The organism is Cellulophaga algicola DSM 14237, assembly GCF_000186265.1.
Classification (GTDB): Bacteria; Bacteroidota; Bacteroidia; order Flavobacteriales; family Flavobacteriaceae; genus Cellulophaga; species Cellulophaga algicola.
This window is the reverse complement of sequence record NC_014934.1, coordinates 4,182,579-4,206,962: the sequence shown is the minus strand read 5'-3', so window position 1 is coordinate 4,206,962 and position 24,384 is coordinate 4,182,579. Positions and strand designations below refer to the sequence as shown.

Genomic DNA, 24,384 nt, shown 5'->3' with positions numbered 1-24,384 from the left:
AGAATAAAAAAACCATCATTTGAAATTTCAAATGATGGTTTTTTTATTTTGAATTACAATGTAACTAAACAAATTGCTCTAGCGCAACTTCATTAATACTTCCATGAGAAGCATTCGCTACTGCTACCCCATTCTTAATTACTAATAATTGAGGAGATTGGTGTATTACCTGAAATTTATATCCTGTTTCATTAGAAACTTCTCTATTATTTAATAAATCTAAATAATATAAATCTGCCTGGTTTGTATCTAAAGCATATGTATTTTTAAAAGTATTCATCACCATACGGCTAATTCCGCACGTGGTAGAATGTTTAAATATTATTTGTGGTTTTGTTTTAGATTTTTCCTTAATTTCTTCTAATTGCTCCAATGAAGCTAAAGCAATCCATGGTAATGCTGCTTTCTCCTCTTTAGGGGTAGCATCTTTATTATTTCCAAATAGACTATCAAATAATCCCATATATTCTTAATTTTATATAGTCAGTCGTAAGGCATTTATAACCTTACAAGCTGCCGTATTGTCCTGTTAAACTAGTTTTTTACCGTCAGAATGACATTTATCATGTCTTGGTAAGAAATTTGATTTTAACTTGTAAAAGTAAACAATAACATAAAATAACACTAGTATGAATATAAATAATTTCACTACAAAATCGCAGGAGGCGGTGCAACTCGCACAGCAACTTGCGCAAGAGATGGGACATCAGCAAATTGAAAATGAACACATTTTTAAAGCGATTAGCCAGGTTGATGAAAATGTAACTCCCTTTATTTTAAAGAAACTGAATGTAAATACCGATTTGTTATTTCAAATGGTAGACAAGCAGTTAGAAAGTTTTCCTAAAGTCACTGGAGGAGATTTAGTCTTTTCTCGTGAAACAGGAAAAACGTTGAATGATGCTTCTTCTATTGCTAAGGTTATGGAAGATGAGTATGTATCTATCGAACATTTGCTTTTAGCTATTTTTAATTCTAAAAGTAAAATTGGTCAAATTTTAAAAGATCAAGGGGTAACTGAGAAAAATTTTAAAGCAGCAATTCAAGAATTACGTAAAGGTGCTAAAGTTACTTCTCAAGGCGCAGAAGACACGTATAATTCATTAAATAAATATGCGAAAAATTTAAATGATTTAGCCGATAAAGGCAAATTAGATCCAGTGATTGGGCGCGATGAAGAAATTCGTAGGGTACTTCAAATATTATCGCGTAGAACAAAGAATAATCCAATGTTAGTAGGAGAACCAGGTGTTGGTAAAACTGCAATAGCAGAAGGTTTAGCACGTAGAATTGTTCAAGGTGATGTTCCTGAAAACTTAAAGGATAAAGTAATTTTTTCTTTAGATATGGGTGCACTAATTGCGGGTGCAAAATATAAAGGTGAATTTGAAGAACGTTTAAAATCTGTGATAAAGGAAGTAACGTCTTCAGATGGTAATGTGGTTTTATTCATAGATGAAATACACACATTAGTTGGTGCCGGTGGTGGAGATGGTGCTATGGATGCTGCTAACATTCTTAAACCAGCTTTAGCTAGAGGAGAACTTAGAGCTATAGGAGCTACAACTCTTGATGAATATCAGAAATATTTTGAAAAAGACAAGGCATTAGAGCGTAGATTTCAAAAAATTATCGTGGATGAACCCGATACGGAAAGTGCTATTTCCATTCTCCGTGGTATCAAAGATAAATATGAGGCGCACCACAAAGTACGTATCAAAGATGAAGCGGTTATTTCTGCGGTAGAATTATCTCAACGCTATATTACCAATCGTTTTTTACCAGATAAAGCTATTGATTTAATTGATGAAGCAGCAGCAAAATTACGAATGGAAATCAATTCTAAGCCAGAGGAGTTAGATGTTCTAGACCGTAAAATTATGCAGCTTGAAATTGAAGTTGAAGCAATCAAACGTGAGAATGATAAAACTAAACTACAAGCCTTAAATCTAGATTTAGCAAACATAAAAGAAGACCGCAACGAGATTTTCGCAAAATGGGAAAGTGAAAAAAGAGTTGTTGATGATATTCAGAAAACAAAACAAGACATTGAGGATTTTAAACTTGAGGCAGAGCGTGCAGAGCGTAATGGGGATTATGGTAAAGTGGCTGAGCTACGCTATGGGAAAATAAAAGAAGCTCAAGAGAAATTAGAAAGCTTACAGCATGTATTAGACGAGCAACAGCAAGGAGATACCATGATTAAGGAAGAGGTAACTAGTGAAGATATTGCTCAAGTTGTGGCGAAATGGACTGGTATTCCTGTAACAAAAATGTTGCAAAGTGAACGTGAAAAACTATTACAATTAGAAGCGGTCTTACACAAACGCGTGGTGGGGCAAGAAGAGGCTATTGAAGCTGTTTCTGATGCTATACGCCGCAGTAGAGCTGGTTTACAAGATACTAAGAGACCAATTGGTTCTTTCTTGTTTTTAGGAACCACAGGTGTTGGTAAAACAGAATTGGCTAAAACATTAGCGAGCTATTTGTTTGATGATGAAAGTGCAATGACCAGAATAGACATGAGTGAATACCAAGAGCGTCATTCGGTAAGTAGATTAGTAGGAGCACCTCCAGGATATGTTGGTTATGATGAAGGAGGGCAATTAACGGAAGCCGTGCGTCGTAGACCTTATTCTGTGGTATTGTTAGATGAGATAGAAAAAGCGCATCCAGATACTTTTAATGTATTGCTACAAGTATTAGATGAAGGTAGGCTTACTGATAACAAAGGACGTGTAGCAGATTTCAAGAATACTATTATTATTATGACCAGTAATATGGGAAGCCATATTATTCAGGATAAATTTGAAACCAATCCTGACGCTTATAGTGCTACAGAAGCAGCACGTGTTGAAGTTTTAGGGCTATTAAAGAAAACGATCAGACCAGAGTTTTTAAATCGTATTGATGATATTATCATGTTTACACCTTTAAGCAAAAAAGATATTGTTAAGATTGTACGTTTACAATTGGATGGTTTGAAAAAAATGTTAGCAAAACAGCATATAACGGTTGATGCAACTGATGAGACCATAAAATATTTGGCCGAAAAAGGATATGATCCACAATATGGAGCACGACCAATAAAACGTGTGATTCAGAAAGAGGTGTTGAATACACTCTCTAAAGAGATTTTAAGTGGAAAAATTACCACGGATAGTGTCGTTTTGATCGATTCTTTTGATGATCAATTGGTATTTAGAAATCAAGAAGAAATGGTTTAATACCTTTCAAAAACAGATTTTCATAGGCATCCTTTTATTTAACATATAAAAGGATGTTTTTTTTTGCATTTTACATACCGCACAGTATATAATTTTTTATATTCGTATAAAATAGCTTTTATATGACAACCAAAGCCAAAAGAACTACGCTATACATTATACAAACTGTTGCTCCTATATTTAACAAACTAGGATATGTTGGTACTAGTATGAGCGATTTAACAGAAGCTACAGGTCTTACTAAAGGTGCATTATATGGTAATTTTGAAAACAAAGAAGCACTTGCAATAGCGGCGTTTGAATACAATAGTAAATTACTTTTAAATGCTATTGATGAGCGCGTAAATTCTGAAGGAACAGCCCTTGAGAAATTAACTGCTTTACTTGATTTTTATAGACATTATGATGAATTTACATTACCCATGGGAGGATGTCCCGTATTAAATGTTGGCGTTGATGCAAAGTATAATAATAAATTGCTAGCAGCAGCAGCAAAAGAGGTAGCTAAAACAATTGAAGGTAAAATAGCCTTGATTTTAGAAAACGGAATTAATGCTGCGGAAATAAAATTACCCGTTACCCCTTTACAATTTGCGAAACAATTATATACCATGATTCAAGGTGCCATTGCTATGGCAACCATAACAGACGATAGAAAGTATTTGCTAAATACACTAACATATCTTGAATATTTAATTGCTAATGAAGTTAAAAAATAGCTTACTTAAAAGCAAAGCGTTTTATTTTATCTTTAATAGTATGTTTTTTTCTGTTGATTAGAATACCAATAGCAATTAGTACTCCTGAACCTGCTAATGCTGCCCCAACAATACTTGCTGCGGTTATTCCGTAACCCATTGCAATTGGTAATCCTGCTAAATATGCTCCAGAAGCATTTCCCATATTAAATGCACTTTGGTTCATTGATGAACCTAACATTTCTGATCCTTTTGAGGCATTGATAATAGCCATTTGTATTGGTGTTGCTACTGTAAAAGAAATCATTCCAATAATAAAAGTTAATACTAATATCGCAATTGGATTTTGAGCAACCACAGTATTTATGAGCAACACCAAAACCATCATCCCCAAACTTAAAACTATAGCTTTCATAGGGCTAAATTTCTCTGCCATTTTTGCTCCTAAAAAATTACCAACAACCATTCCTAGACCCGCTAATATCATAGCATAACCAACCATACTTTCCGGATACCCCGAAACATCTGTAATTAAAGGTGCTATATAGCTGTACCAAGCAAAAAAGCCCCCCGTACCTACTGTTGTTAATAAAATTAGAACCCATAGTTCTGCTCTTTTAAAGACTTGTAAATCTTTTCGTAACCCTTCAGAAGAAGATTTAGGAAAAGCAGGCATCCAAAAATAGACGCTTAACATTGCTAAAATTCCGATGACTCCAACTAGCATAAAGGAAAGGTTCCAACTAAAATGATGTCCCAAATAAGTTCCTAAAGGAACGCCAAGTACATTGGCTAAAGTTAGTCCAGAAAACATAATAGCCATGCCTTGAGCAGATTTTCCCTTGGGGACTAATTTTCCGGCAACTACGGCTCCAATGCCAAAAAATGCCCCGTGTGGAAGCCCTGATAAAAATCTAAAGATCAAAAGACTTGTATAGTTTTCGGCAAAAGCAGATAAGGTATTAAAGACGGTAAACCAAAGCATCAATGCCAACAAAACTTTATGGGCAGACCACTTACTACCAAGACCTGTTAAAAGCGGAGCCCCTACCACTACTCCTAATGCGTAAGCTGCTATAAAATGTCCCGCTTGTGGAATCGTAATTTTCAATGCATTTGCAACATCAGGTAAAATACCCATAATTACAAATTCTGTCATTCCTATTCCAAAACCTCCAATGGCCAAAGCTAATAATGCTTTTTTATTTGATTTGATAGTCATCATATTCGTCATCATTTTAACAAGCAACACTGCTCTACTAACTAAAAAAAATAGTCTAATTAAAAGCACAAAGGTAAAACCAATAACCAGCTTATTTCTATCAATAATTACCATATTTATGTTAATTATTACCCTTGTCAAAAGATCTTAACAGGTGTTATTTACAATTCAGTTTACAAAATGCACAACTCAGGAGATCAGTTTCTTTATAACTCCATTAACACTACATATTTGTGACATCAATCAAAAATATAATGGTACCATGAAGATTTTATTAACTTCCTTATTTATACTAATCCATTTTAATTTAATAGCACAAGAAACCATATCAGGGAAAATTATTGATTATCATGGCGTAGTGGTTATGGGCGCTAATGTTTATTTGAAAGGTACTTATGATGGAACAGCTACCAATGAAAAAGGCTTATATTCATTCCAAACAGAAGAGACCGGAGAACAGACTTTGGTAATTTCTTCAATTTCATATGAAACCTATTCTAAAACTGCAGATATATCCAATTTTAAAAACTGTATTCTAAAATTAAAAGATGATGTCAATACCTTAGATGCCGTAACGGTAAATGCAGGAACGTTTAAAGCTGGTGATAATGCAAAAGTAACCGCATTGAAACCAATAGATATCGTTACTACTGCAGGTGCATTAGGAGATGTTATAGGAGCCCTTCAAACCTTACCTGGAACGAGTACCGTCGCAGAAGATGGTAGGTTATTTGTTCGTGGTGGTGATGCCGATGAAACGCAAATCTTCGTAGATGGTATGCGCGTATTTACCCCTTACGCCCCTTCTGCGAATAACATTCCTACCAGAGGTAGATTTTCTCCTTTTTTATTTAAAGGAATCACATTTTCTACTGGTGGATATTCTGCGGAATACGGTCAAGCTTTATCTAGTGTTTTGTTATTGAGTAGTATAGATGAACCTTTAAAAGAAAAAACAGAAGTATCTATAATGACGGTAGGTTTAGGAGTTGGTAATACCCAAAAATGGAAGGCTAATTCTTTGAGTGTAAACGCCTCTTATATGAATTTGGAACCGTACCAGAAATTATTTCCAGGTAATAACATTTGGCATAAACCCATAGAAACTTTAGGTGGAGAAGCGGTATATCGACATAAATTTAAAAATGAGGGTTTGTTAAAAGTATATGGCGCTTTTAGTACTTTAAATTTGGATCTTACCCAAGAAGACATTAATGAACCACTAGGAGTTAGATTTGCTTTGGAGAATAGAAACTTATATATCAACACCTCTTATAAAGATTTTTTAGACAAAGATTGGAGTATTCTAACAGGGGTATCCTTCTCCAATGATCTATCTACCTTAAAATTGGGTGATGTAAATATTAAAGATGTGGAGAATTCAGCCCATATTAAATTGGTCCTCAATAAATATTTTTCTAGCAGGTACAAATTAAATTTTGGTGCAGCATACTTTATCACAAACTTTAAAGAAAACTATACAAACTCCATAACTGAAAGCAACGACTACGGTTTTGACAATAATCTCCTGAGTAGTTTTGTAGAAACAGACCTATTCTTTTCTAAGGACTTGGCTACTAAAATTGGTTTTAGAGGGGAGTATTCTCAATTATTAAAAGAATTTAATGTGTCTCCAAGAGTTTCATTAGCGTATAAATCAGGTGCAAACTCTCAAATATCTTTGGCCTATGGTCAATTTTTCCAAAATCCAAAGAATGACTATCTAAAATTTGATACGGATTTCTCAGCTGAACATACAACTCATCTAATTGCCAACTATCAATATGTTAAAAACAAACAGATATTGAGAGCGGAAGTATACTACAAAGAGTATTCTAATCTCGTAAAGTATGATACTCCTATTGCGCTTCCTATCTCTAACTACGCTAATAATGGAAGTGGTTTTGCTAAGGGATTAGATATTTTTTGGCGGGATAATAAGAGTATACAAAATACCGAATATTGGGTTTCTTATTCTTATTTAGATACTCAAAGGAAGTATAAAAATTACCCAACTACGGCTACTCCTAATTTTGCTTCTACCCATAACGCTTCCTTAGTTCTAAAACATTGGATAGCGCCTTGGAAGAGTCAGTTTGGATGGAGTTATAACTTTGCATCTGGTCGTTCCTACACCAACCCGAATACGGATGCTTTTTTAGCTGAAAAAACTAAAAACTACAACGCCTTAAATGCGAATTGGGCGTATCTAATTAGTCCACAAAAAATACTTTACTTCTCGGTAAGCAATGTGCTAGGTACACAGAATATCAATGGATATCAATATGCTAATCAAGTAAATAGTACCGGAACATTTGATTGTAGCGCCTTAACACCCAATACGGATAGCTTTTTCTTCGTAGGTTTATTTTGGACCATTAGCGAGAATAAAAAAGACAATCAACTTAATAATCTATAAAACTGACATTTGAATCCCCAAAAACAACAACTCGGTACTCTAAATTCTTTTAAGGCTAAGAATACTATGATATTTGATTCAAATAAATAATCTATAAAAACCAATCTCATGAAAACTTTTGTATTTGTATTCACCTTTATATTCACCTTACATCTAACCGCACAGACCTCTTATGAAAAAGGAATGAGCAAAGCCTTCCAATTATGGCAAGAACAAAAAAATATAGAAGCATCACAGCTATTTGAACGAATTGCAACTGCGGAAAAAGAAAATTGGCTACCACCCTACTATTTAGCCACTGTTGAAATAGTGAGCAGTTTTGGTATTCAAGAAGAAGATATGCTTACCGCAAAACTAACACGCGCAAAAAAATATTTAGATCAGGCTGACACCTTATCCGAAGATAATCCAGAAATCATCATAAGTTATGCCTTATTAAATACCGCCTATATTACTTTTGACGGACAAAAGTACGGCATGACTTTATCTGCAGAAAACGCGGTACTTTACAATAAAGCATTAGAAATAGCCCCAGAAAATCCAAGAGTGGTATTAAGTAAAGCTGAATGGGATATGGGGTCTGCTAAGTTTTTTGGAAAGTCGTTAACTCCATTTTGTAAAGATATAACTCGTGCAATAGAATTATTCAAGGAAGAGCAACAAACGATTCCGTTTTACCCCTATAGTGGCATAGAACGTGCAGAAGCAATTTATACATCGTGCAAAAAAGAAACCTCTCCCGAATAAGGGAAAGGTTTCAAGTTATTTAGTATCGCTATAGAGTTATAAAATATAATCAGTACTTACAAAATTAGATAGTTTAGCATCTAATAATTGTTCTATAATCTCTGTATTCAAGTCATTATCTTTAAAAGCGACAAAAGTCCTAATAGAGAAAGAACGGAGTGCATCATGCACACTCAAGGTAGCTTGTGCAGAATCTTTTCGTCCTGTAAACGGGTACACATCTGGTCCACGTTGGCAAGAGCTATTTAAGTTTACACGGCATACTAGGTTTACTAAAGAGTCTATTAATGGCGCAAGTGCATACACATCTTTTCCAAATAAACTTACTTGCTGGCCGTAATTAGATTCTGCCATATCATCTAAAGGTTCTTCTATATCTTTAAAAGGAACAATAGGGATTACTGGTCCAAATTGCTCTTCTTGATATACGTTCATATCTTTTGTTACAGGATACAACACTGCTGGCCAGATATAATTATCCGCATGTTCTCCTCCTTTTTTATTCAATATTTTAGCCCCTTTAAGAAGAGCATCATCAATTAAACCTTGAATATAAGCAGGTTTTTCTGGCTCTGGCAACGGAGTTAATTTTGCACCATCATCCCAAGGGTTACCAAATTTAAGTTCATCTACACGTTTTGAAAATCGTTTGTTGAATTCTTCAGCAATATCTTCATGAACATAAACTACTTTTAAAGCCGTACAACGCTGACCATTAAATGATAAGGTACCAGCAATACATTCGTCTATCGTCAAATCTAAATCGGCATCAGGAAGTATAATCGCCGGATTTTTAGCTTCTAAACCCAGTACCAAACGCAAACGGTTGCTTTTAGGGTGTTGATTCTGCAATGCATTAGCAGATTTACTATTTCCTATTAATGCCAATACGTCAACCTTACCAGTCTGCATAATTGGTGCAGCAACAGCTCTACCTCTACCAAAAAGAATATTGATAACACCTTTTGGAAAACAAGATTGAAACGCTTCTAACAAAGGAGTAATTAATAATACACCATGTTTTGCAGGTTTAAAAATAGCCGTATTACCCATGATAATTGCGGGAATTAATAAAGCAAAAGTTTCATTTAAAGGATAATTATAAGGGCCTAAACAAAGAACAACCCCTAGTGGCCCCCTTTTTACATGCGCATATACGCCATCATGTTTCTGGAATTTTGCAGCATTACGGTCTAGTTGCTTATAATCCTCGATAGTATCATAAATGTACTCTACAGTTCTATCAAATTCTTTTTGAGAATCTGGTAAAGATTTGCCGATTTCCCACATCAATAATTTTACAATCACCTCACGTTTCGTTTCCATCTTTTTAACAAAAGCTTCCATGCAGCCAATTCTATCTTTCACATGCATGGTGGGCCAAACTCCTTGTCCTCTACCATACGCTTTTGTGGCTGCATTTAAAGCATCCATAGCTTCTGGCTCTCCCATATCTGGGATAGAACCTAATAAAGTAGGTTTGTAGTCTTCTGTAGAAGATATCGTAGAAAATACTTGTGTGGTATTACCACTCCATTTCTTTAATTCGCCATCTACTAAATATGTTTTGTAATCAATTGTTTCTTTAATCTGAAATTCCTCAGGAATTATAGTTTTCATTTTATTCATTTTATTCTTACTTGAACATAAAGTTACTTAATATGTCGTTAAAACTTCAATAAATTACCGGTATAAATAGGAAGAATAGCATAATCTTAACATAAAAATAGGATAAGATACAAATCAAACGTTTTCGGAAAGCAAAGCCGCGTAAACCTATTCCTCCATATGTATTCATCAATTTGTTTTACACTAGGTATTGAAATAAATCTGGTTTATCATTTAAATAATCTCCAAAGAAATTATTGGCTTTCATTCGTGCTATTAAAGGCTGTAAATCTGTCGCGCTTTTAAGTTCGATTCCCACAACAGCAGGAGCATTCTCTTTGCTCGATTTTTTAGAGTATTCAAAATGAGTAATATCATCTGTAGGTCCCAATATATTTACAACAAATTCTTTTAATGCCCCAGGACGTTGCGGAAAACGTACAATAAAATAGTGTTTTAAATTTCGATACAATAAAGCACGTTCCTTAATTTCAGCAGTTCTGGTAATATCATTATTACTACCACTCACAATGCACACTACATTTTTTCCTTTAATTTCTTCACTATAAAGGTCTAAAACTGATAAGGTTAATGCTCCTGCGGGTTCTACAACAATGGCATCACGATTATACAGGTCTAAAATAGTCTGACACACTTTTCCTTCAGGAACCGTAATAACATCATGTAAATATTTTTTACAGATTTCAAAGGTTAAATCGCCTACTTTCTGAACTGCAGCACCATCAACAAATTTATCAATATGCTCCAATTCCGTATTGATACCATTCTCAATAGACGTTTTCATAGAAGCGGCTCCTTCGGGTTCTACTCCTATAATTTTAGTACTGGGAGATAACTGATGAAATACACCACATAAACCCGCTGCTAAACCACCACCACCAATAGCTACAAAAACATAATCTATAGGTGCTGTAGTTTGCTGTATAATTTCAAGCCCAACAGTTGCCTGACCTTCTATTGTTTTAGGATCATCAAAAGGATGAACAAAAACCTTATCATTCTCAAGGCAAAACGCCATAGAAGCTTTATAAGAATCGTCAAACGTATCTCCCTTCATAACTATGGTAACCCAATCTCCTCCAAAAAGTTGGGTTTGCTCAATTTTTTGTTGAGGCGTTACCGAAGGCATATAAATAGTACCTTTTATTTTGAGGTGATTACATGCAAAAGCTACCCCCTGTGCATGATTACCAGCACTCGCACAAACAACGCCTTTTTTCCTTTCTTCAGGACTTAAACTATATATTTTATTAAATGCTCCTCTAATCTTATAAGAGCGAACTCGGTGCAAATCTTCTCGTTTTAAAAGAATATTCGCATCGTATTGTTTGGTATATCGGATGCTTTCTTGCAATGGGGTATAATCTGCTACTACTTGCTTGATCGTTGTAGCAGCAGTATATATATCTTCTATTTTCGGGAAATACTTCATCCTGTAAAAGTAAAAAACCTACCAAGTTATACTTTAAATAATTTGGTAAAATTTACTCGAATTGTATCTTTTATAAGAGTCACTATAGTTCAGCATAAGCTAACAGAATTTTAATGTTTTAAACATAGATAATAACACCAACAAATCTACTTAGTATAGTTCATATACAAAGAATTACGAATTTTATTACACATACTGGTTAATATGTAGAACATAATAATAAATTATACTCAATTTAACAATTTTTTTAACTTAATTTAACTCTGTCTATTTTTTATCTAGTTCTAAAAAATATGCCGCTTTATTAAAAATTTAATTTTACTCTAGTATTAATTAATAATTCTTAATTAAATCAATAGTAAAATATTGAATTGATTATAAAAAACCCTAAGTATTGTATTATGAAAAACTTTAAATTTTTAAATTTCTTACTAATTTGTCTACTTATAAGTTGTAGCTCTAAAGAGATAGAGTCCGCTGATTTAGAAAATGAAGCCTCAGAAATTACTGAATCAGACATTGCCAATGCCATAATTTCTACGAAATCGAATTGCAACCTCAATGACACTAAATTATTTGATGCCCCTGTTAACAATTCTACAGATGCCGTAAATAGGAGTACCTATGGCATGAGCGCTTGGAAAATAGTAGAAGAACTTTCTGATGAATTTAATTATCCTGGAGGTAAAATGGCACCTGCGTTTACTAAAAAATGGAATTTAGGCTATGTGAATAGTTATTCAGGTCCGCTTCCCACCGTATGGACCGGAAATTCTATTGGTTTTGAAGACGAAGGAGCCAATGGAAACCGTGCACTTACCTTAATTGCCGAAGAAAATGGTGCAGGTAGTACTAGAACTTTAGAATGCGGAATGATATCTACAAAAGCCACTAGTAGTTACCCCTTATTTCAAGAAGCAAGAGTTAAGGTGAGTAATTCACAATTGGCAAATGCTGTATGGATGATTAGTAGTGAACCTGGTCAATTCGAAGAAATAGATAATTTAGAAACTTACGGACCAAGAATTAGACTTGACGGCGAGGAATGTGACAAGCCATATTTTGCGGATAGATTACATTTAAGTCACCATACTTTTAAAAATGAGGGAGGCGAAAGATTAGACTACCAACCACAAAAAGAGACCTGGATGTCGCGAAAAAAGGATGCGTCTAACTGTGATAGAGCTAATGATGTAATTTGGAATGAAGACTATCATACTTTTGCTGTAAAATGGGTAAGCCCTAATAGGATTGAGTATTTTGTAGATGGAAAAAGAGTTAAGATCGTATCTGGTTTACGTCTAGAAGATGGTATTGATCCCGAAAGTTATACGACGTGTGGTGATGGTCTTACAAAAGAAATGTATATGCTGATCAGCCAAGCTGCTCAAGTGTGGAGGTATGGTGGCACTACCCAGTTTTGGAATAGTACAGACACAAAATCTGGAATAGATACGAAAATGAAAGTAGATTGGATTCGTGTATACACGCCTAGTGGAAAGCTTAATTCTAGAATTTGTAATTAACAAGTAAAAATTAGCACAAAAAAAAACGTATTTAACACAACCATATACCAGTTGCGTTAAATACGTTTTGTAATTATATAGAAAATTTATACGATAGGTTTCATTGCTGTCATTGAAGCTCTTAATCTAGCTCCAACAATTTCTACTGGATGCTCTCTTAACGCTTTATTCACTTCAATTAATTTAGCATTATCTACACCATTGCCTTTTCCTTCTCCGAATTTTTTACCGATCACATCAGTATCAATTTTAGACATGAAGTCTTTTAATAAAGGCTTACAAGCATGATCAAATAAATAACAACCGTATTCTGCTGTATCAGAAATTACACGATTCATTTCGAATAATTTTTTACGAGCAATAGTGTTCGCAATTAATGGAGTTTCATGTAATGACTCGTAGTAAGCAGATTCTGCTATAATTCCAGAATCTGTCATCGCTTCAAAAGCAAGCTCTACTCCTGCTCTAACCATAGCCACCATTAACACACCATGATCATAAAATTCTTGTTCAGAAATTTTATCGCTACCTGCTGGTGTTTTTTCAAAAGCAGTTTCTCCTGTTTCCGCTCTCCATGTTAATAGGTTTTTATCATCATTAGCCCAGTCTTCCATCATCGTTTTAGAAAACTCACCTTCAATAATATCATCCATATGTTTTTGAAACAATGGACGCATAATTTCTTTTAATTCTTCTGAAAGTTCAAAAGCTTTAATTTTCGCAGGATTAGACAAACGGTCCATCATATGTGTAATTCCACCATATTTAAGACCTTCTGTAACCGTTTCCCAACCATATTGAATAAGTCTAGAAGCATAACCAGCATCCAAACCTTTAGCAATCATCTTATCAAAACATAAAATAGATCCAGTTTGTAACAAACCACAAAGAATAGTTTGCTCTCCCATTAAATCTGATTTTACTTCAGCCACAAAAGAAGATTCTAAAACACCTGCTTTATCTCCACCGGTTGCTACCGCATAGGCTTTTGCTTCTGCTAAACCTTTACCTTCTGGGTCATTCTCTGGGTGCACCGCAATAAGTGTTGGCACTCCAAAACCTCTTTTATATTCTTCACGAACTTCAGAACCCGGAGATTTAGGGGCAACCATGATTACCGTTAAATCTTTACGAACCTGCATACCTTCTTCAACAATATTAAAACCATGTGAGTAAGATAAGGTTGCTCCTTTTTTCATTAAAGGCATTACCGTTTCTACTACATTCGTATGTTGCTTATCTGGCGTTAGGTTAATTACTAAATCTGCTATTGGAATCAATTCTTGGTATGTACCAACCGTAAACCCGTTTTCTTTAGCATTCTTATAAGACTGTCTTTGTTCTTTTATTGCAGCATCACGTAATGTATAAGAGATATCTAAACCAGAATCACGCATGTTTAAACCTTGATTTAAACCTTGTGCTCCACAACCTATGATTACTATTTTTTTCCCTTTTAAAGCGTCTACACCATCAGAAAATTCACTTGTATCCATGAATCTACATTTCCCTAGTTGGGTTAATTGTTCTCTCAGTGATAGTGTATTGAAATAATTTGCCATTTTATAAACTCGTTTATTTAAAATTGATTTATTGTTGTTTCTTAAATTTTGATAGCATAACAGAAATAGGCATCTGTGCTTTTGTAACTGCTATTCTTCCAGAACGTACAAACTGCATGATTCCAAAAGGTTTTAATTGTTCGTACATATCATCCACTTCATGCTTTCTTCCTGTTTTTGCAAGAACAAAGAAATCTCTAGATACGGTGACGATTGTTGCGTTACAATCTTTTATAATATTCTGTATTTGACGTTCATCAAATAAAAGGTTAGAGGCTATTTTAAAGATTACAGATTCTTGATATATGGTATCATCATCTAAATGATAAAATGCTTTTATAACTTCTATTTGTTTTTCAATTTGCCCTACAATTTTACGTGCAACTTCATCTTCAGTAAAGACAACTACTGTAAACTTTGATACGCTCTCAATCTCTGACTTAGAGACGTTTAAACTCTCAATATTAATATGTCTCTTTAAGAAAATTCCTGAAATTCTGTTTAATAACCCGATGTTATTTTCAGAATAAATTGATATTGTAAACCACTTTTTTTCCATCCTTTTACCCTAATTCCCTATTTAATTTTAAAAGGGATATTAATATATTAGTTACTTCTAACGGCGATTATTAATCCGGTAGACCAATTTAATTTTGTTAATTTAAAGTCTTCTCTAGCATCTAAGTAACACACTAAATCAGTAACATGCTTTTCATGCCCTTCTGGCCAATTTTCTTGTTTTGCCATGTCGTCAATAATATAAAACCCGCCAACTTTCACAAGATTTAAAACTTCTTCTATTTCACTGTATTTTCCTGGCCAGGCATCTGCAAAAATTACATCGAATTTTTCTCCCTTATAGTTCTTAAGCCATACCGATCCGTCTTCACAGATGAGTTGCACTCTTTTATCCGTACCAAAAAACTCCGTAGAAATTTTAATTAATTCAGGGTCATTGTCAACCGATATTAAACGTGAATCAGCATCCATTCCATCAATCATCCATGAAAGTGATAATCCTATTCCTGTACCCAATTCTAAAATATGAGCGTTAGGTTTAGAAGCAATTAAGGTCTTTAGTAAACTCCCTATATATAAATCAGAAGGCATCGTAAACCCGATAGCCTTAGATTTGGCTTCTATTTTAGAATGAATTTTAGGCTTGTTCTTGGATATTATATCTACCATTTTATTTTAATCTGATATCTGAAACTGATGCTCCTGTAGGAATCATTGGAAATACATTACCTTCTTTTTCAACTTTTACTTCTAAGAAATAAGGTTCTTTAGAAGCAATCATTTCATGAATAGTTGCTTTTAAATCTTTTCTTTCACTCACACGTTTTGATGCAATACTATACCCTTCAGCTATTTTTACAAAATCAGGATTAACCATAACTGTAGAAGCATATCTTCTTTCAAAGAACAATTCTTGCCATTGGCGTACCATTCCTAGATGATCATTATTTAAGACCACAATCTTAACCGGAATTTTGTGTTGAAAAATAACGCCTAGTTCTTGTATGGTCATTTGAAAGCCACCATCACCAATAATTGCCACAACCTCACGATCCATAGCACCTTGCTTAGCACCAATAGCCGCTGGTAAAGCGAAGCCCATGGTTCCTAAACCACCCGAAGTAACATTACTTTTAGATTGGTTAAACTTTGCATACCTACAGGCAATCATTTGATGTTGCCCAACGTCTGTAACGATAATAGCACTATTATTTGAAGCGATATTAATCTCTTCAATAACTTCACCCATGGTTAAACCATCTTTCGTAGGTTTAATATCATGTTTGATTACTTCGTTGTATTCAATTTCGTATCTTTTCTTAAATTCATTATGCCAAGCTTCATGACTGTTTTTAGCAATCATTGGAAGTAATAATTGTAGTGTTTCTTTAGAGTTCCCTAAAACGGCAACTTCTGATATCACATTTTTATTAATCTCTGCTGGGTCAATTTCAAAATGAATAACTTTTGCTTGTTTCGCATAGGTTTGTAAATTACCCGTAACACGATCATCAAAACGCATTCCAATAGCAATTAATAAATCGCATTCATTGGTCAAAACATTAGGCGCATAGTTCCCATGCATACCTACCATTCCTACGTTTAAAGGATGATCTGTATCCATCGCAGAAAGCCCTAAAATGGTCCAAGCGGCAGGAATACCTGCTTTTTCTACCAATTGCTTTAATTCGCCTTCTGCCTGACCTAAAATAACACCCTGACCAAAAACGATCATAGGTTTTTTAGCTTCGTTAATTAATTTGGCTGCTTGTGTGATTGCATTTATATTTGGCTTAGGTACAGGATTATAACTGCGGACACCTGTACATTTTTCATATAAAAAATCAAACATTTCAAATTGAGCATCTTTAGTAATGTCAATTAAGACAGGACCTGGACGACCAGATTTTGCTATGTAAAATGCCTTTGCCAATATTTCTGGAATTTCAGAAGCTTTTGTTATTTGATAATTCCATTTTGTAACGGGTGTAGATATTCCTACAATATCAGTTTCTTGAAAAGCATCTGAACCCAATAATTGACTAATTACTTGGCCTGTTATACAGACCAATGGTGTAGAATCTATTTGCGCATCTGCTAACCCAGTCACTAGATTAGTTGCTCCAGGACCAGAGGTAGCCAAAGCAACACCTACTTTGCCAGAAACTCTTGCATAGCCTTGAGCAGCATGCGTAGCACCTTGCTCGTGACGTGTTAATATATGTGTTAGTTTATCCTGAAATTTATATAATTCATCATAAACAGGCATTATGGCACCACCAGGGTAGCCATAAATTAAATCGACTCCCTCAGCCAATAAACATTGTATTATTGCTTCGGCACCACTAATTTTTATAGCAGTCTTCATATTCGTCGATTTTGATTTTTCTCTTATTGTCTCTGTATTCATACGCTTTACTTTCTAGATCTCCTTTTCACAGGAAATAATAAATAGCTTTTTAAAATTCATCCGTAACACACCCTTGTGCTGCAGAGGATACGGAACGTGCATATTTGTATAAAACTCCTTTTTTGAACTTCAAGGCTGGAGCAACCCACGATTCCTTACGCTTTGCTAGTTCTTCATCAGAAACTTCTACATTTATAGCATTTGTTTCTGCATCAATGGTAATAATATCACCATCTTTTACTAAGGCAATAGTACCACCTTCTTGTGCTTCTGGCGAAATATGACCTACCACAAAACCATGTGTACCCCCTGAAAAACGACCATCGGTAATCAAGGCAACCTCTTTTCCTAAACCAGCACCCATAATTGCGGCTGTAGGTTTTAACATTTCTGGCATTCCAGGACCACCTTTAGGACCTTCATAACGAATGACCACAACATCACCTTTTTTAACTTGACCAGCACTGATCCCATCATTTGCCGCATATTCACTATCAAAAACTTTAGCTGTTCCTTTGAATAGTAAGCCTTCTTTTCCTGTGATTTTTGCTACAGAACCATTTTCAGCAAGGTTTCCATAAAGCATACGTAAATGCCCTGTTGCTTTAATAGGATTATCTAAAGAGCGAATAACATCTTGACCTTCTTGTAAATCAGGAACATGCTCTAAATTCTCTGCTAATGTTTTTCCTGTCACAGTCAAACAATCTCCATGTAGTAATCCGTTCTTTAATAAATATTTTAATACTGCAGGAATACCACCAATGCGGTGTACATCTTCCATTAAATATTTTCCACTAGGTTTTAAATCTGCAATAAATGGCGTAGTATCACTAATATGTTGAAAATCTTGTAAGGTAAAATCGATATCCGCAGCCCTTGCAATCGCTAAAAAGTGAAGTACTGCATTTGTAGAACCACCCATAATAATTACAAGACGAATAGCATTTTCTATAGATTTTCTAGTAACAATATCTAGCGGTTTAATATCATGCTCTAAAAGGTAAAACATCTTTTTACCTGCTTCAATACATTCCGCTTTTTTATCATTACCCACTGCTGGGTTTGATGAGTTATAAGGTAAAGACATTCCTAAAGCTTCAATTGCAGAAGCCATAGTGTTTGCTGTATACATTCCCCCACAAGCACCTGCACCAGGAATTGCTTTTTTTATGATACACTGAAAATCTTCTTCTTTCATGGTACCTGCTACTTTTTCTCCCCAGGCTTCAAAAGCAGAAACGATATCTAATTTTTTCTCTTGATAGCAACCGGAAGCAATGGTACCTCCATACACTAAAATAGAGGGACGATTAAGACGAATCATAGCCATTAATGCACCAGGCATGTTTTTATCACAGCCTACTACAGTGACCAAACCATCATATGACATTCCTTGCACTACCGTTTCCATAGAATCGGCAATAATATCTCTAGAGGGTAATGAAAAACGCATTCCAGGAGTTCCCATGGAAATGCCATCACTAACACCAATGGTATTAAAAATTAAACCAACAGATGCTTTTGAATTTACACCTTCTTTTACCAATTTGGCCAAATCATTCAAATGCATATTACAAGGATTTCCCTCGTAACCTGTACTTGCGACACCAATAATTGGCTTTTCAAAATCTTCATCTTTAAAACCTATACCATACAACATTGCTTGTGCTGCTGGTTGTGTAGGATCTTGAGTTACGTTTTTACTATATTTATTTAATTCCATTCAACGATAGGCTTGTCTGTTTTTATTCCTTGTGTGTATGCGCTATTAAATCAAAGATAAATGTTTATAATTCCTTAGTTTTTTAACAAATCTTATTGGTTCAAAGTCAATTTTAACATTATATATTTAAGATACTGAAAATCAATCTATTATAACGGTAATTTCTCCCATATTCAATACAATAAAGTTATTTTTAAAGGCTAATTTTTTCGGTATTTTCCATAAAAAAAACCTGTATCTTTACGTATAGATACAGGCTTTTTTAAACAACAAAAGTCTATATCATTCTTTTAGGAGAATAATAATGACGTAAATATTGTTTTTTATTTCTAACATAAAGTAAATGTAAATAAAATTAGAGATAAACAGCCTTAGAAATCCGTAATTTTGATAAATGCAACAAATAGTAGAAAATCAACGAGAATTTTTCCATACGCAACACACCAAGTCCATTTCTTTTAGAAAAGAGTATTTAAAGAAGTTGATGAGTGCTATTGAAAAATATGAGGATGAAATTTGTGATGCAATCTTTTTAGATTTTAAAAAACCAAAGTTTGAAACCATACTTACGGAAACTCAATTTGTTTTAGCAGAATTAAATACAGCTATAAAAAAATTGAATTCATGGGCCAAACCTGCCCGTAAAAGTACTTCATGGGCCAATTGGCCTTCTTCAGATTATATTTATAAAGAACCCTATGGTACGGTATTGATAATTGCACCGTGGAATTATCCTTTTCAATTAGCTATTGCCCCATTAATTGGTGCACTAGCTGCAGGAAATACTGCGGTTATTAAACCCTCAGAAATTACTCCTAATACTTCAGAAATTATAGTTAAAATTATTACCGAAGTGTTTCCTGAAAATTATGTTACAGTCGTAGAAGGTGGCGTTGAAGCTTCTCAAAATTTACTCGCACAAAAATGGGATTATATTTTCTTTACAGGAAGTTCTAAGGTAGGGCAGATTGTCTATAAAAGCGCAGCAAAATACTTGACTCCAGTAACTTTAGAATTAGGAGGAAAAAACCCCACTATAGTAGATGCAACAGCTAACATTGCGGTAGCAGCACGAAGAATTGCATGGGGTAAATTTTTAAACGCAGGACAAACATGTATTGCCACTGATTATATTTTGGTACATAAGACAGTAAAAGAAAAACTTATCCACGAATTGATTGAAACGATAAAAAGCTTCTATAGTTCAGAAATTGCATCTTCTCCAGATTTTGCGCGGACCGTTAGTGCTAAGCATTTTGAAGGATTATTAGCCATGTTAGAAGGCGAGAAAATTATTTTTGGAGGAGAAAATAATCCAGTAGATAACTACCTAGCACCTACTCTTTTAGACGAATCAAAAATGGAGAGTAAGGTGATGGAAGGAGAAATATTTGGCCCTATACTACCTATAATATCCTATGAAACCCTAGCAGATATTGATACTTATATGTCAAATTATGAGAAACCTTTAGCGACCTATGTATTTAGTGCCGATAAAAAATTTCAGGATACAATTTTAAGCAAGTATAGTTTTGGTGGTGGCGCTATCAATGATACTGTAATCCATATTGCAAATAAAAACCTTCCTTTTGGGGGTGTTGGCGCAAGTGGCATTGGAGCCTATCATGGTAAAATATCCTTTGATACATTTTCACACTCAAAAGCTATCCTCAAAAAAGGGACTTGGTTAGATATTCCATTACGTTACCCTCCTTATAAGTTGTCTTTAGATTTTGCTAAAAAGCTTAAAAAAATGTTTTAATTACATTAATTTAAACGAGAAAGTATCACCTGCTTTTTTTTGTGCTAATATAGAGATCCCTTTATCTGTAAGTTGCAGGATTCGCGGATAACCTCCTGTGGTCTGACCATCTTTCATCAGAATAATAAGTTTTCCTGCTGGCGTAAACTGTATAGTTCCTGGGAGCGTTGCAGAGGTAAGCATAGAAATAGCATGTCCTGATATGGTTTCATTAAGTTGATAAGCCATTCTATTATTTTCATTAGCTACCGTAAATTGCTGTGAAAAAAGATGTTCTAATTGTTTATCATCTAACAACTCAAACTCGGGCCCTTTAGCAACGTGCAAGGTATCTTCTTCTAAAATAGAGTCTACTTTCAAGCCCGTTATTTTAGGTTTAAAATCTTCCGTTTTTACATACGGTACTTCTGACTTATCTTTTAATAATGCTTTAGGAGTAATGATCCCGTAATAAGATCTACTTCCTAAAATTTTAGGCGATTGAAACCCTTTTTTTATAGCCAAATAGGCTCTAAAACCTGTTTTTAATCGTCCATAAGACAAGATATCTCCTGCATTTATTTTTAAAACTTTGTAATTATTTATAGGTTCATTATTTAAGGTTACAGAAAATTCTGCTCCTCCCAAACTAATATAGGAATCTTCTTCAAATTCTAAAGTAGGTCCAGTCATCGTAATTTCTAAAACAGCAGCATCACTTTCATTTTCTAAAAGCATGTTTAATTTATAGACTGTTACGGTATCCATAACTCCAGAAACGGGAACGCCTTTATCTCTAAAACCAAAACGACCTATATCTTGAATCGTTGTAAAAAACCCAGATTTTAATACTTTAAGCATCGATTTTTATTTTTTCAAATTGATAAATACCTACTTCAGCTTCAATTTTGTGTAAATCATATTCTGCTTTAGAAATAGCATAAAACTGAACTTTATCTCCTACTTTAACCAAACAAGGATTTTCATTTTTAGGATTAAAAATGGGTACAGAGCAATTACCAATTATATTCCAGCCACCTGGAGATTCTTGCGGATAAACACCCGTTTGTTTACCTGCTAAACCTACGGCACCTTTATTTACTTTTGGTCTAGGCGTGCTTCTTCTTGGTATCTCTAGTTCGGTTGGCAAACCTCCCAAGTACATAAAACCGGGTAGAAAACCGATACCATAAACGGTATAAGGATTTGCAGTATGTAGCGCTATAATCTCTTGAGGTGTTTTATTTAATTTTTCTCCAATTTCATTTAAATCCAAAGCAAATTCATTTTCATAACAAACAGGCAATCGCCAAAGGTATTTTTGCTCCAGCATAATTTCCTGCTTTTCACCATACCATTGCGCTAACTGTAGTTTAAAAGCATCAAATTCTATGGCATCGTTACGTAAGATTAGCGTGAGAGAATTATAAGCAGGAACAAGCTCCCAAAGACCCTCATGGAGACATTCTTTTTTTAAATGAGCACTAAAAAATAAAATATCATTCAATATTTTATCATTAACTTCTTGAGGCCACTCTATTAAAACGGCATGAATACCGAAAGGTCGGATTGAAATAGGGAAATTTTTCACGGGTTTATTTGAATGTTATAATTTGGTAATTCATTATGAAGATACATTAAAATTTTTAATGCTGAAACAGTATCTCCATGAATACAGAACGTATCTGAAGAACAATTAATTAGTTTATTATGGACTGTTTTAATTTTACCTTCTTCTAACATACAAAGAAGATGGCGCAATACTTCTTGAGGGTTTTCAATCAGTGCATTTTCTTGCGTTCTAGAGACTAAACTCCCATCATCATTATAATTGCGATCTAGAAAAGCCTCATAAGCTACAGAAATACCTTTTTTTACTGCTTCTTGCGCAAGAATAGAATTATAAGGGACATACAACTTCAAGGTGTTCGAAAACGGAATAATGGCTTCCAGAAAAGCATGGGCTACATCTATATTTACCGCACAATCATTATATAAGGCTCCGTGTGCTTTTATATGATGAACAGTTACATTTTCTTGGTTTGCAACAGAAAAAAATAATTGTAATTGTTTTTGAAGGCTCTGTATTAAAATTTCTTTAGATAAAACTATAGTTTTTCTCCCAAAATTTACTTTATCAGGATAGGAAGGATGTGCGCCAATGAGTACTTTATTCTTCTTGGCAATTTTTATTACTTCACGAATGCTATTTTCATCTCCTGCATGACCACCACAAGCTATATTGCAAGATGAAATTAACGGCAAGAGCTCTTTTTCATTCCCTACTCCTTCTCCAACATCACTATTAATATCTATCTTCATGCTAGCCTTCACTTAATAACCAAAAACTTTTAAAATACTTTTAATGCCAAGTATAATCGTCAATACTACAATTAGCACACCAAGTATATTCTGAAATAGGGTATTTCTATAGGTCCCTAAAACCTGTTTTCTATTCACAACCCACAATAAAAAAATAGCAATAACAGGTAAAAGAATTCCATTAGCGATTTGTGCAAATTTTATAATTTCGATTGGTTTTAACCCAAAAATTAGAAAAGATAAACCGATTACAATAATAGACATCCAAACAGCCTTAAATCGTTTATCATCTAAACCAGCCTTCCAACCAAAAATACTATTAACCACATAAGCAGCAGCTAAAGGTGCAGTGATTGCAGAGGTTATTCCGGCAGCAAAGAGGCCCACTCCCATAAAATATTTAGCGGTAGCGCCAAATAAAGGCTCTAGTCCTTTAGCTAAATCCATTACACTAGAAATAGTGTTATTAGAAATACTGGTGGCCGCAATCATGATTGCCATAGAAACGATACCTCCTAAAGCAATTGCTATAATTGTGTCGCGTCTTGCGGATTTTAAATCACTTTTAGATTTCCATTTCTCACTGACCAAAGAAGCATGTAAAAATAAATTATAAGGAACAACTGTGGTACCCACTAGAGCGATAATACTCAAAATACTGTTTTCAGGAATGCTAGGAACAAATAAACCTTTTGCAATAGCAACGATATCTGGTTTTGTAATTATTGCTGTGAGTAGGAATGATAAACTCATTATGATGACCAAGGAGACAAATGCTTTTTCTAAGGTTTTATAATTACCAAAATAAAGTAATGCAAAGGCTATAGTCCCAATAATTAAAGCATATAATTTGGTGTTTTCTCCCCCAAAAATGGCTTCTAAGCCTAAGGTTGCTCCTCCAATATTACCTCCTTCATAAGCTGCGTTTCCAATAACAATTGCAGATAGTATAACTCCTAAAACCAAATACTTAACCCAAGTTATTTGAAGTTCTGATTTTATTACATCTGCCAATCCTCGTTGTGTGATGACCCCTAACCTTGCGGCCATTTCTTGTAACACGATAGTTGCAATTACTGAGAGTAACATGGCCCAAAGTAATGCATACCCAAAGCTTGCTCCAGCAAGGGTACATGCGGTTACCGTTCCAGGTCCAATAAAAGCCGCAGCTACTAAAACTCCTGGGCCTATTTTTTTAAACATG

The 24,384-nt window shown here is 34.4% G+C and carries 19 protein-coding genes; 6 read left to right on the top strand and 13 right to left on the bottom strand.

Going from position 1 to position 24,384, the window contains the following annotated elements; all coding sequences use genetic code 11:
- Positions 1 to 64: 64 nt before the first annotated feature.
- A complete protein-coding gene (gene ytxJ, locus CELAL_RS18295; protein ID WP_013552379.1) occupies positions 65 to 463 on the bottom strand; it encodes a bacillithiol system redox-active protein YtxJ in 399 nt (132 codons plus the stop codon).
- A 166-nt stretch (positions 464 to 629) separates the two neighbouring features.
- On the opposite strand from ytxJ, the gene clpB reads away from it, so the two are divergent.
- Both clpB and CELAL_RS18285 read left to right on the top strand, forming a co-directional pair.
- Positions 630 to 3,227: an ATP-dependent chaperone ClpB gene (clpB, locus tag CELAL_RS18290; protein ID WP_013552378.1), complete on the top strand. Its 2,598-nt coding sequence runs from the start codon at positions 630 to 632 to the stop codon at positions 3,225 to 3,227.
- A gap of 122 nt (positions 3,228 to 3,349) precedes the next feature.
- The gene (locus tag CELAL_RS18285) at positions 3,350 to 3,946 is read left to right on the top strand and encodes a TetR/AcrR family transcriptional regulator (RefSeq protein ID WP_013552377.1); all 597 of its coding nucleotides are present in this window, start codon (positions 3,350 to 3,352) and stop codon (positions 3,944 to 3,946) included.
- 1 nt (position 3,947) lies between these two features.
- On the opposite strand, the gene CELAL_RS18280 is transcribed toward CELAL_RS18285, so the two are convergent.
- The gene (locus CELAL_RS18280; RefSeq protein ID WP_041558320.1) at positions 3,948 to 5,150 is read right to left on the bottom strand and encodes an MFS transporter; all 1,203 of its coding nucleotides are present in this window, start codon (positions 5,148 to 5,150) and stop codon (positions 3,948 to 3,950) included.
- Positions 5,151 to 5,409: 259 nt separating this feature from the next.
- Here CELAL_RS18280 and CELAL_RS18275 point away from each other — a divergent pair, with 259 nt between their 5' ends.
- Both CELAL_RS18275 and CELAL_RS18270 read left to right on the top strand, forming a co-directional pair.
- A complete protein-coding gene (locus tag CELAL_RS18275; protein ID WP_013552375.1) occupies positions 5,410 to 7,566 on the top strand; it encodes a TonB-dependent receptor in 2,157 nt (718 codons plus the stop codon).
- Positions 7,567 to 7,674: 108 nt separating this feature from the next.
- Positions 7,675 to 8,313, top strand: coding sequence for a hypothetical protein (locus CELAL_RS18270; RefSeq protein WP_013552374.1), 639 nt, complete (start codon positions 7,675 to 7,677; stop codon positions 8,311 to 8,313).
- Positions 8,314 to 8,349: 36 nt separating this feature from the next.
- Here CELAL_RS18270 and CELAL_RS18265 read toward each other — a convergent pair whose 3' ends face one another.
- Together CELAL_RS18265 and ilvA are read right to left on the bottom strand one after the other, a co-directional pair.
- Entirely contained in the window at positions 8,350 to 9,933 is a 1,584-nt protein-coding gene (locus tag CELAL_RS18265; protein WP_013552373.1) for an NADP-dependent glyceraldehyde-3-phosphate dehydrogenase, read from the bottom strand.
- 187 nt (positions 9,934 to 10,120) lie between these two features.
- Positions 10,121 to 11,374, bottom strand: a complete 1,254-nt coding sequence (ilvA, locus tag CELAL_RS18260; RefSeq protein ID WP_013552372.1) for a threonine ammonia-lyase IlvA — start codon at positions 11,372 to 11,374, stop codon at positions 10,121 to 10,123.
- 401 nt (positions 11,375 to 11,775) lie between these two features.
- Between ilvA and CELAL_RS18255 the strand changes: the two genes are divergently transcribed.
- Positions 11,776 to 12,900: a LamG domain-containing protein gene (locus CELAL_RS18255; RefSeq protein ID WP_041557802.1), complete on the top strand. Its 1,125-nt coding sequence runs from the start codon at positions 11,776 to 11,778 to the stop codon at positions 12,898 to 12,900.
- Between the two features lie 86 nt (positions 12,901 to 12,986).
- Here the strand turns inward: CELAL_RS18255 and ilvC are convergent, their stop codons facing one another.
- From ilvC to ilvD, 5 genes are read right to left on the bottom strand one after another with little or no spacing between them, the layout of a single operon-like run.
- A complete protein-coding gene (gene ilvC / locus CELAL_RS18250; protein ID WP_013552370.1) occupies positions 12,987 to 14,462 on the bottom strand; it encodes a ketol-acid reductoisomerase in 1,476 nt (491 codons plus the stop codon).
- Between the two features lie 28 nt (positions 14,463 to 14,490).
- Positions 14,491 to 15,021: an acetolactate synthase small subunit gene (ilvN, locus tag CELAL_RS18245; protein ID WP_013552369.1), complete on the bottom strand. Its 531-nt coding sequence runs from the start codon at positions 15,019 to 15,021 to the stop codon at positions 14,491 to 14,493.
- A gap of 47 nt (positions 15,022 to 15,068) precedes the next feature.
- Positions 15,069 to 15,650, bottom strand: coding sequence for an O-methyltransferase (locus CELAL_RS18240; RefSeq protein WP_013552368.1), 582 nt, complete (start codon positions 15,648 to 15,650; stop codon positions 15,069 to 15,071).
- Between the two features lies 1 nt (position 15,651).
- A complete protein-coding gene (gene ilvB, locus CELAL_RS18235; protein WP_013552367.1) occupies positions 15,652 to 17,391 on the bottom strand; it encodes a biosynthetic-type acetolactate synthase large subunit in 1,740 nt (579 codons plus the stop codon).
- Between the two features lie 49 nt (positions 17,392 to 17,440).
- The gene (gene ilvD, locus CELAL_RS18230) at positions 17,441 to 19,117 is read right to left on the bottom strand and encodes a dihydroxy-acid dehydratase (RefSeq protein ID WP_013552366.1); all 1,677 of its coding nucleotides are present in this window, start codon (positions 19,115 to 19,117) and stop codon (positions 17,441 to 17,443) included.
- 394 nt (positions 19,118 to 19,511) lie between these two features.
- On the opposite strand from ilvD, the gene CELAL_RS18225 reads away from it, so the two are divergent.
- The gene (locus CELAL_RS18225) at positions 19,512 to 20,879 is read left to right on the top strand and encodes an aldehyde dehydrogenase (RefSeq protein ID WP_013552365.1); all 1,368 of its coding nucleotides are present in this window, start codon (positions 19,512 to 19,514) and stop codon (positions 20,877 to 20,879) included.
- Here the strand turns inward: CELAL_RS18225 and CELAL_RS18220 are convergent, their stop codons facing one another.
- Genes CELAL_RS18220 through CELAL_RS18205 form a run of 4 tightly spaced genes read right to left on the bottom strand, consistent with a single transcriptional unit; the run spans position 20,880 to position 24,383 of the window.
- A complete protein-coding gene (locus CELAL_RS18220; RefSeq protein WP_013552364.1) occupies positions 20,880 to 21,719 on the bottom strand; it encodes a 5-oxoprolinase subunit C family protein in 840 nt (279 codons plus the stop codon). It lies immediately after the preceding gene.
- On the bottom strand, positions 21,712 to 22,449 hold the full coding sequence (pxpB, locus tag CELAL_RS18215; RefSeq protein ID WP_013552363.1) for a 5-oxoprolinase subunit PxpB: 738 nt from the start codon (positions 22,447 to 22,449) through the stop codon (positions 21,712 to 21,714). Before pxpB ends, CELAL_RS18220 begins: the two co-directional genes overlap by 8 nt.
- A complete protein-coding gene (gene pxpA, locus CELAL_RS18210; RefSeq protein WP_013552362.1) occupies positions 22,446 to 23,180 on the bottom strand; it encodes a 5-oxoprolinase subunit PxpA in 735 nt (244 codons plus the stop codon). The genes pxpB and pxpA overlap by 4 nt, the downstream gene beginning before the upstream one ends.
- Before the next feature lie 12 nt (positions 23,181 to 23,192).
- Positions 23,193 to 24,383: an Nramp family divalent metal transporter gene (locus tag CELAL_RS18205; RefSeq protein ID WP_013552361.1), complete on the bottom strand. Its 1,191-nt coding sequence runs from the start codon at positions 24,381 to 24,383 to the stop codon at positions 23,193 to 23,195.
- Position 24,384 lies beyond the last annotated feature (1 nt).

Excerpts from the sequence above, each read along its gene's own strand:
- ytxJ (WP_013552379.1), bottom strand. The coding sequence starts at position 463 with ATGGGATTATTTGATAGTCTATTTGGAAATAATAAAGATGCTACCCCT.
- clpB (WP_013552378.1), top strand. The coding sequence starts at position 630 with ATGAATATAAATAATTTCACTACAAAATCGCAGGAGGCGGTGCAACTC.
- CELAL_RS18285 (WP_013552377.1), top strand. The coding sequence starts at position 3,350 with ATGACAACCAAAGCCAAAAGAACTACGCTATACATTATACAAACTGTT.
- CELAL_RS18280 (WP_041558320.1), bottom strand. The coding sequence starts at position 5,150 with ATGATGACTATCAAATCAAATAAAAAAGCATTATTAGCTTTGGCCATT.
- CELAL_RS18275 (WP_013552375.1), top strand. The coding sequence starts at position 5,410 with ATGAAGATTTTATTAACTTCCTTATTTATACTAATCCATTTTAATTTA.
- CELAL_RS18270 (WP_013552374.1), top strand. The coding sequence starts at position 7,675 with ATGAAAACTTTTGTATTTGTATTCACCTTTATATTCACCTTACATCTA.
- CELAL_RS18265 (WP_013552373.1), bottom strand. The coding sequence starts at position 9,933 with ATGAAAACTATAATTCCTGAGGAATTTCAGATTAAAGAAACAATTGAT.
- ilvA (WP_013552372.1), bottom strand. The coding sequence starts at position 11,374 with ATGAAGTATTTCCCGAAAATAGAAGATATATATACTGCTGCTACAACG.
- CELAL_RS18255 (WP_041557802.1), top strand. The coding sequence starts at position 11,776 with ATGAAAAACTTTAAATTTTTAAATTTCTTACTAATTTGTCTACTTATA.
- ilvC (WP_013552370.1), bottom strand. The coding sequence starts at position 14,462 with ATGGCAAATTATTTCAATACACTATCACTGAGAGAACAATTAACCCAA.
- ilvN (WP_013552369.1), bottom strand. The coding sequence starts at position 15,021 with ATGGAAAAAAAGTGGTTTACAATATCAATTTATTCTGAAAATAACATC.
- CELAL_RS18240 (WP_013552368.1), bottom strand. The coding sequence starts at position 15,650 with ATGGTAGATATAATATCCAAGAACAAGCCTAAAATTCATTCTAAAATA.
- ilvB (WP_013552367.1), bottom strand. The coding sequence starts at position 17,391 with ATGAATACAGAGACAATAAGAGAAAAATCAAAATCGACGAATATGAAG.
- ilvD (WP_013552366.1), bottom strand. The coding sequence starts at position 19,117 with ATGGAATTAAATAAATATAGTAAAAACGTAACTCAAGATCCTACACAA.
- CELAL_RS18225 (WP_013552365.1), top strand. The coding sequence starts at position 19,512 with ATGCAACAAATAGTAGAAAATCAACGAGAATTTTTCCATACGCAACAC.
- CELAL_RS18220 (WP_013552364.1), bottom strand. The coding sequence starts at position 21,719 with ATGCTTAAAGTATTAAAATCTGGGTTTTTTACAACGATTCAAGATATA.
- pxpA (WP_013552362.1), bottom strand. The coding sequence starts at position 23,180 with ATGAAGATAGATATTAATAGTGATGTTGGAGAAGGAGTAGGGAATGAA.
- CELAL_RS18205 (WP_013552361.1), bottom strand. The coding sequence starts at position 24,383 with ATGTTTAAAAAAATAGGCCCAGGAGTTTTAGTAGCTGCGGCTTTTATT.